This is a genomic window from Streptomyces hirsutus (assembly GCF_001418415.1).
GTDB classification, from domain to species: Bacteria; Actinomycetota; Actinomycetes; order Streptomycetales; family Streptomycetaceae; genus Streptomyces; species Streptomyces hirsutus.
This window is the reverse complement of the sequence record NZ_LIQT01000542.1, coordinates 1-7786: the sequence shown is the minus strand read 5'-3', so window position 1 is coordinate 7786 and position 7786 is coordinate 1. Positions and strand designations below refer to the sequence as shown.

At 72.6% G+C, this 7786-nt stretch carries 6 protein-coding genes; all 6 read right to left on the bottom strand.

Annotated features, from left to right (window positions below; genetic code table 11):
* Positions 1 to 76: 76 nt before the first annotated feature.
* Entirely contained in the window at positions 77 to 1438 is a 1362-nt protein-coding gene (locus AOK11_RS33785) for a pectate lyase family protein (RefSeq protein ID WP_055597486.1), read from the bottom strand.
* A 98-nt stretch (positions 1439 to 1536) separates the two neighbouring features.
* Complete coding sequence (locus AOK11_RS33780; RefSeq protein WP_055597485.1) at positions 1537 to 2343, bottom strand: rhamnogalacturonan acetylesterase; 807 nt, start codon at positions 2341 to 2343, stop codon at positions 1537 to 1539.
* A 154-nt stretch (positions 2344 to 2497) separates the two neighbouring features.
* Complete coding sequence (locus AOK11_RS33775) at positions 2498 to 3862, bottom strand: ABC transporter substrate-binding protein (RefSeq protein ID WP_055597484.1); 1365 nt, start codon at positions 3860 to 3862, stop codon at positions 2498 to 2500.
* A 220-nt stretch (positions 3863 to 4082) separates the two neighbouring features.
* Positions 4083 to 5678 (bottom strand): glycoside hydrolase family 43 protein, encoded by a 1596-nt coding sequence (locus AOK11_RS33770; RefSeq protein WP_055597483.1) that lies wholly within the window; start codon positions 5676 to 5678, stop codon positions 4083 to 4085.
* On the bottom strand, positions 5675 to 6520 hold the full coding sequence (locus AOK11_RS33765) for a DUF6807 domain-containing protein (protein ID WP_055597482.1): 846 nt from the start codon (positions 6518 to 6520) through the stop codon (positions 5675 to 5677). Before AOK11_RS33765 ends, AOK11_RS33770 begins: the two co-directional genes overlap by 4 nt.
* Positions 6517 to 7725: a Gfo/Idh/MocA family protein gene (locus AOK11_RS33760; RefSeq protein ID WP_079035250.1), complete on the bottom strand. Its 1209-nt coding sequence runs from the start codon at positions 7723 to 7725 to the stop codon at positions 6517 to 6519. The genes AOK11_RS33765 and AOK11_RS33760 overlap by 4 nt, the downstream gene beginning before the upstream one ends.
* Between the last annotated feature and the right edge of the window lie 61 nt (positions 7726 to 7786).

Sequence of the window (7786 nt, the reverse complement as noted above, 5' to 3'; positions counted from 1 at the left end):
GGGTGGACCGGGGCGGGCGCGCGCCACAGTGGGGGTGGTACGCGCCCGCCCCGGCGTCAGGGGCGCAGGAAGGAGGTCAGCGGAGGCGGCCCGCTCCCGCACCGTGCTCGACCAGCGCCGGCACCGCCTGCGCCCGGTCGACGTCGGCGCGCAGGGTGGGTGTCCAGCCGGCGCCGGACCGGAGGGTCTCCTCGGGGATCTCCGCGTTGTGCACGGCGATCAGGTCGACCCGCTTGCCGTTGACGAGGTTGTTCTGCGCGGTGAGCGGCGAGTCGTTCCACCGCTTGAGGATCTTGGCCGGGCTGACGCCCTTCGCCAGGGTGAACGCGTTGTGCTCGGCGACGAGCTGGGACTCCTTGCCGATGCCGAAGCTGTAGCCGTAGCCCGCGTCGGCCACGAAGTGGTTGTTGTAGACGTCGACCTGCCCGAAGCGGACGCGCGGCGCGCGCTCGACCAGCTTCGAGAACAGGTTGTGGTGGAAGGTCGCCTTCAGCTTGCCCCGGTCGCCGACGGCCGTGGACTCGCCGTCGCTGTTGCCGATCAGGATCGTCTTGTCGTGCTCGGTGAAGACGTTCCAGGAGGCGGTGACGTAGTCGGCGCCGCGGACGATGTCCAGCTCGCCGTCGTGCTGCTGGTACAGCATCCCGAAGTGGGTGGGGGCCGCGCTGTCGGGGTGCTCGCCGTCGGTGAAGGTGTTGTGGTCCAGCCAGACGTGGGTGGCGTTGTACACGACGGCGGTGTCGTACTCGGAGTTCCAGTTGCCCCTGTCGCCGTCGGTCGGGTCCCACTGCGGGAAGCAGTCGAGGGGGCTCTCGAGGGTGAGGTTGCGGACGATGACGTTGTCGACGTCCTTGATCTGCAGGCCGGCGCCCTTGAACCCGGCGTTCTTCCCGATGCCGATGATCGTGGTGTTGGCGGGTACGTTCGCCTTGATCGTGGTGTTCTGCCGGGCCGCCGAGGCCCTGCGCAGGCCCTCGGGGCTGTCGTCGGGTTCGTCGCTCAGGTCCTGTTCCAGGCCCCAGGTCTCGGGTGCGTACTTCTCCAGGTAGGCGTCGAAGTCGTAGCCGGGGACGGCGAGCGAGTCGCAGCCGTCGGAGACCGCGTCGATGGTCCCCCGCACCTTGATGATCTTCGGCGCGCTGCCGCCGTCCGCCAGGGCCGCCTTGAACCCGGCCCAGTCGCTGACGGTGTAGACGTGCTCGGGGGCGGCGCCGGCGCCTCCGGTGGTGCCGGCGCCGTGGGACGCCCAGCCGTCGTTCGCGCCGAGTGTCTGCCGGGCGGGGTCGCGGTGCTTGCCGGGGTGGTCACCGAAGTGGCCGCCGTGCGCCTGGGCGCCGGTGCCGGTCAGGGCCAGGGCGAGGGCGGTGCAGCCGGCCAGTCCGGCGGCCTTTATCGTGGCATGCTCATGCCAGTTACGTCTGTTCGGGGTGCGGGTCATGGTGCGGGTCTCCCTGTGTCTCGTTCCGTCGGTGTCGCGGACCGTCGTGCGCGCCACTCGCGTGACTCACGCGCCTCGCACGGTGCGCGCGAGGCGGGTCAGGCGGTGGCGCCGCCGTCCGGCCAGGTGATCCAGGACTCCGGGATCACGTCGTCCAGCCGGCGCACGTCCCGCGGCGCGAGCACCCGGGTGCGCAGCAGCTCCCGGGCGACCAGCCGCGCCACGGCGATGGCGCCGGGCGGGTTGAAGTGCGTGTTGTCCTGCTCGGTCGCCGTCCAGTTGAAGTACTTCTTCGTCTCCTCGGCCCCGAGCTCCTGCCACAGCGCCAGCGACAGGGCCTGGATGTCGAGCAGTGCGACCCGCTCCTCCCGCGCCAGCGCCCGCATCGCCGCCGGATAGTCGCCGTGGCTCGGCACGGCGGCACCCCCCGCGTCGAACCTCCGGCGTTCCACCGCGGTGGCCAGCACGGGCCGCGCCCCACGGGCCCTGGCCCCGTCGACGTACAGCCGCAGATACTCCCGGTACGTCGTCCAGGGCTCGGTGTAGCGGGTCGGGTCGGTGGCCTTCTCGTCGTTGTGCGCGAACTGGATCAGCAGGAGGTCGCCGGGCCGGACGGCGGCGAGGATCGCGTCCAGCCGCCCCTCGTCGACGAAGCTCTTCGAACTCCTGCCGTTCACCGCGTGGTTGGCGACCTCGAGGCCGGGGCGGAGCAGGAAGGGGAGCGCGGTGCCCCACCCGGTCTCGGGGGCGGCGTCGGCGTACTTCTGGGCCGCGGTGGAGTCCCCGGCGATGTAGAGGGTGCGGGGGCGGGGACGCCCGGCGGCGGCCCGGGCGGTGCCGGTCACGGCGAGGGCGAGGGGAAGGCCGAGACCGGCGGCGGATACCTGTCTGCGAGTGAGCGACACAAGCCTGTGCCTTTCAGCAAGGGTCCGGAGGAGCCCCGTGGGGGGCGCGGGACTGTACCTGTGTGCGGGCCGCGGCCGGGCGGGCGCGGCCGGTCGCGGGGGCGGCCCGTGCCCCGGAGGTGACGGGCCGCCCCGCGGTGTCGCCGGACGCGGCTCAGGCCATCTGCTCCTGCCACTCGGCCTGGGCCTCGTTCAGTTGCTCGGCCAGGTTGTCGAGGAAGTCCTTGGCGCTCATGTCCCCGAGCAGCACCTTCTGGAAGCCGGGCTCGTTGTCGGCCTTGGAGATGGTGTTCCAGTCGGGCAGGTAGTACGGCAGCTGGACGATCGTCGTCGACCCGTCGCTCAGCGCGTCCGCGGCCAGCTTCGTCGGCTCCGCCTTCTGGATCCAGTCGTCCTTGGCCGCGTCGAGGTGGGCCGGCACCTGTCCGGCGGACTCGTTGAACTTCGAGTTGGCCTCGTGCGAGGTGGCGTACTCGATGAACTTCCAGGCGGCGTCCTTGTTCTTGGAGCTCTGGAACACGCCGAGCCCGTCGACCGGGTTGGAGACCTGGACCCGGGCCCCGTCGGGTCCGGTCGGCTGCGGGATGCCCCGGAACTTGTCGGTGCCGAACGCCTTCACATGGTCCTGGTACGAGCCGAGGTTGTGGTTGAGCATGCCGATGGTGCCCGAGTCCCACTGCGCGACCATCTTGGTGAAGTCGTTGTTCAGGTCCGCGGCGGGAGTGACCTTCTTGAACAGACCCGCGTACTTCTCCAGCGCTTCGACGTTCTTCGGGTCGTTGACCGTGGTCTTCTCACCGGTGGAGTCCCAGAACGTGGTGATGCCGGACTGCCCGTACATCGCGTCCAGGGCCTGGGCGATGGAGCCGGCGCCACCGCGGATGGTGTAGCCGAACTCGTTCTTGCCCTTGTCGCTGAGCTTGTCCGCGGCCTTGAAGAAGCGGTCCCAGGTGGTCGGCTCCTCGAGGCCCGCCTTCTCGAACAGGTCGGTGCGGTAGTAGAGGACACCGTTGTTCGCGGAGGTCGGGATCGAGTACAGCTCGTCGTCACCGCCGCCGGCGGCGCGCAGCGACTCGACCATGTCCTTGTTCAGCTTGCCGTCGAGAGACGACTCGCCCAGCCGGTCGTCCAGCGGGTCGAGCGCCTTCTGGGCGGCGAAGCCCGCGAGCATCGCCGCGCCGACACCGCCGACGTCCGGCAGGCCGCCGCCCTGGATGGCGGTGTCGACCTTGGACTGGTACTCGGTGGAGGCGATCCCGACGTACTCGACCTTGATGTCCGGGTTGGCCTTCTCGAAGTCGGCGATGACCTCCTTCCAGATGTCGGTGCGGACACCGCCGTTGTTGTCCCAGAAGGTGATCTTGCCCGTGCCGCTGCCCTCGGCACCCTTGTCGCCGCCCGCGCCGCTGCCGTCGTCGCCGCAGGCGGTGACGGTCAGCGCGAGCACGGCGCCCAGGGCGACGGCGACCGGAGTCCGGCGCCTGCCGATGCTGCTGCTTCTGCGATTGCTGATCTTCATTGGTCGGCTCTCTTCTGGTTCTGGTTCCAACGGGACGTGCGGGAGGTGCGGGACGTGCAGGTGTGGGGGGCGTTCGTGGTCGTCCGGCGGGGCTCGGTCACGTGGGGGGCGGTGCCGGCGCGGGCGCCGGGATCGTGCCCGGGATCGAGGTCGGCATCAGCAAGCGCTTGCCCAGGAGGTGCGTCATTGCGGCTCCCAACAGGCGTACGGAGGAGGGTGGTCAAGCGGGACTGATCCTGAACCGCGTGAAGGTCGCCGTCCCGGCGTGCCCCTGGCCCATCGGGGCGAGGGCGGCCAGGCCGAGCAGGGCTCCGACCCAGCGCCACGGTGTGGCGGCGAAGGTCTGCCCGGAGGGACGGAAGCCGTCCCCGATGTCGTACGAGAAGCGGCAGCGGGCCCCGGCACCGGCCTCGATCCGCAGCCGGACCCCGCCTTCGGGGGCGAGCCGGGGGTGGCCGGCGTCGCGTTCGCTCTCGGCGACCGTCTCGGCGAACCGGTGCACGAGGTGTGCCGTGCCGTCCGTGCCGCGCTGGAGTCCGATCCAGGCGTAGGCGTCCCCGAGGACGGCGAGGCCCGCCCGTGCTCCGGGCTCCGGGCTGTCGAGCCGCAGGTCCACCTCGACGGTGCACGGGGTGCCGGGCAGCCGCTGGGTGAGGACGTTCGGCAGTGTGCGCAGGTCGTGCGCGTCGGCGGTACGGACGCAGGTCAGCCGCAGGCCGTCGGCGGAGTGCTGGGTGGCCCAGCCGTCCCGGGGGTTGGCCGTCCACTGCCACTGACGGCCGTGCCGGCCGCCGGGGAAGTCATCGTCGGTGGCGGGCGCGGCGGCCGGCTGGGCGGGCAGGTCCGGGCGGCGGTGCTCGGCGACGGGTGCGCCGTCGTCCCCGATCACCGGCCAGCCTCCCCCGCTCCCGCTTTCTCCCCCACTCTCGGCTTCGCTCGAGCGGGGGGACCCCCATGAACCGGAGGTGTTCCCCGCGGGGCCCCAGCGCATCGGCTGGAGGTGCACGACCCTGCCGTACGCCCCGCGCTGCTGGAAGTGCAGGAACCAGTCCTCGCCGGACGGGGTGCGCACCCAGCCGCCCTGGTGGGGTCCGTTGATGTCGGTGTCCCGCTGTTCCAGGACGACCTTCTCCTCGTACGGGCCGAAGAAGTCGCGCGACCGGAAGGCGCCCTGCCAGCCGGTCTCCACTCCCCCGGCGGGCGCCAGGATCCAGAACCAGCCGTCGTGCCGGTAGAGCTTGGGGCCCTCCAGGGTGAACCAGCCGGGGATGCGGTCGGCGTCGACGATCACCTTGCCCTCGTCGAGGAGTTCGGTGCCGTGGGGGTGCATGCGGTGGCCGGTGAGCCGGTTCTTGACGCCGGAGCGGGACCTCGCCCAGGCGTGCACGAGGTACGCCTCGCCGGTCTCCTCGTCCCACAGCGGGCACGGGTCGATCAGGCCCTTGCCGGCCTTCACCAGGTGGGGACGGGTCCAAGGGCCCCGGATCTCGGGGGCGTTGACCTGGAAGATGCCCTGGTCGGGGTCGCCCCAGAAGATCCAGAACCGGTCGTCGTGGTGACGCAGGGACGGCGCCCAGACCCCGCAGTCGTGCCGGGGCACCCCGAACTCGCTCTCGGGTTCCAGGCGTTGCAGCGCGTGGCCGACGAGTGTCCAGTTGACCAGGTCGCGGGAGTGCAGCAGCGGCAGTCCGGGGACGCGGCCGAAGCTGGAGGCGGTCAGGTAGAAGTCGTCGCCGACGCGGGTCACGTCCGGGTCGGACCAGTCGGCGTCGAGCACCGGGTTGCGGTAGGTGAGGTCCGTCGGCGGAGCGCTCACGGGCTCACCGCCTTGCGGACCAGGGCGGCGGCGTCGTCCCTGCCGAGGCGGCCGTCGGCGACGACGGTGACGACGCGGCGGACCACCGTCTCCCCGGGCGGGACCGGCAGCCGTGCGTCGTGGGCGAGGGAGGAGCCGACGCCGGGGTACTCGGCGGCGCGCACGAACCAGGGGTCGTGGCGGGTCGCCTCCGTGGCCCCGGCGAACACCAGCGTCCAGCCGGCGCCGGCCAGGGCCACCCAGTCGGCCGGGCGGCCGTGCACCGCTTCCTCGCCCTCGGCGGAGGCGGTGAAGACCTCCGGATCGCTCGCCTCCTTGCGGGCCCGCCAGAAGAAACCGCCATAGGCGGCGCCGGCGCGGCCGTTGGTGGCCGGGCTGCCGACGGAGAGCGGGGCCTTGGTGACGTTGGTGAGGGAGAAGGTGAAGTCGAGCGCCCAGGCGGTGTCGGTGAGTCCGGTGGCGGCGACGGTACGGCGCTCCCGCAGCAGCTCGCCGGGGGCGGCGATCCAGCGCAGCTCCTCCACGAAGCCGTCGGGGTCCCGGAGCTGGAAGCCGGTGTGCCGCTGGGAGCCGTGGTTGTCCAGCTCGGTGGAGCCCCGGTCGCGGACGTAGGTGCGCCCGCCCCAGAAGTTGTGCCCCTCGACGTCGGGAACGGCGACACCGACGCCGAGGTGGTGGGTGTGGTCCGCGGGGGACAGTTCGGTGACCGCCGTACCGGCCAGGGTGGTGACGGGGTGCAGGTACGGGCGCGGGGAGAGCCTGCGGGGCAGCTCGGGCCGGGTGACGTACCGGCCGACCGGCCGGCCCGCAACGCGCAGGACCGCGAAGTCGTCACTGATCATCGGGTGCTCACCTCTTTCGGCGGGTGCGGTGCGGACTGCTGTGCGGACGGTTCCCCGGACTGCCGCGCGGACCCGGGTGCGGCCTGCCCTGCGGGCAGGGCCCAGGAGGCGCCGAGTTCGGAGTAGAGGGACAGGGTGTCGGCGGCGGCCGCGACGAGTCCGTCGACGCCGGGGACGACGCGGCGGTTCTCGCCGGGGACGCGGCGCCAGGCGGCGGCGGGCAGCGGGGCGGGGTCGGGGGCCCGCCGGATCGCCTCGACGACCTTCATGAAGGCGCCGGTGGCGTCCGGGGTGACCAGCAGGGGGGCGCCGGTGACGAGGTGGTCGACGAGGTTCTCCAGCAGGTCGGTCCGGCCGAAGTGGAGTTCCTCGGGGCCGTGGCCCGCGCGCTGGACCAGGACGCGGTCCTGCTTGTACCAGAAGGTGATCCGGCCGCTGGTGCCGTGCACGAGGACGTACGGGTCGTCGGCCCGCTCGGCGCACAGGGTCGCGGCGACGGTGACCGGCCGGCCCTGTGCGGTGGTGACGCGGACGCAGGACGTGTCGTCGGACTCGATGTCGTGGGCGCGCAGCAGTTCGGTCTCGATGCCGGTGACGTCCTCGGCCCGGGTGCTGCCGGCCAGCGCCAGGGCGGTGGCGACGGCGTGCGCGAGCGGGTTGGTCAGCGCCCCGTCGATCACGTCGACGCCGTTCAGCCGGCGCCGGCCCGCCCAGGGCGCCCGCCGGAAGTAGTCCTCCGGACGCACCCAGGCCCCGGCGCCGCCGATCCCGGTCGGCCGGCCGATGGCACCGTCGGCGACCAGGGCGCGGATGGCGGGCACGGCGTGCGAGCCCAGCGACTGGAAGCCGATCTGGCAGGCGATCCCGGCGGCGGCGACCCCGTCGGCCATCCGGCGGAACTCGGCGTAGGACGGCGCCGGCGGCTTCTCCAGCAGGAGGTGCACGCCCCGTTCGGCGGCGGCGAGGGCGAGGTCGGTGTGGGTGTGGATCGGGGTGCAGACGACCGCGATCCGGGCTCCGGTGGACTCCAGCAGGGCGCCGAAGTCGGCGGACTGCTCGGGTGGTTCACCCCCGTACTCGTCCTCGGTGAGCGGGGTGAGTTCGCAGATGCCGGCCAGCCGGACGAGCCCGTCCTCCTGGAGCCTGCGGATGTTCGCGAGGTGCCAGCGGCCGTGGCCGCGGGCGCCGGCGAGCACGACGGGCAGCGGCTCGGGCCGGGACGTAACGCCGGACGCGGCCCCGGGGGTGGCCCGGGGTGCGGGCTCG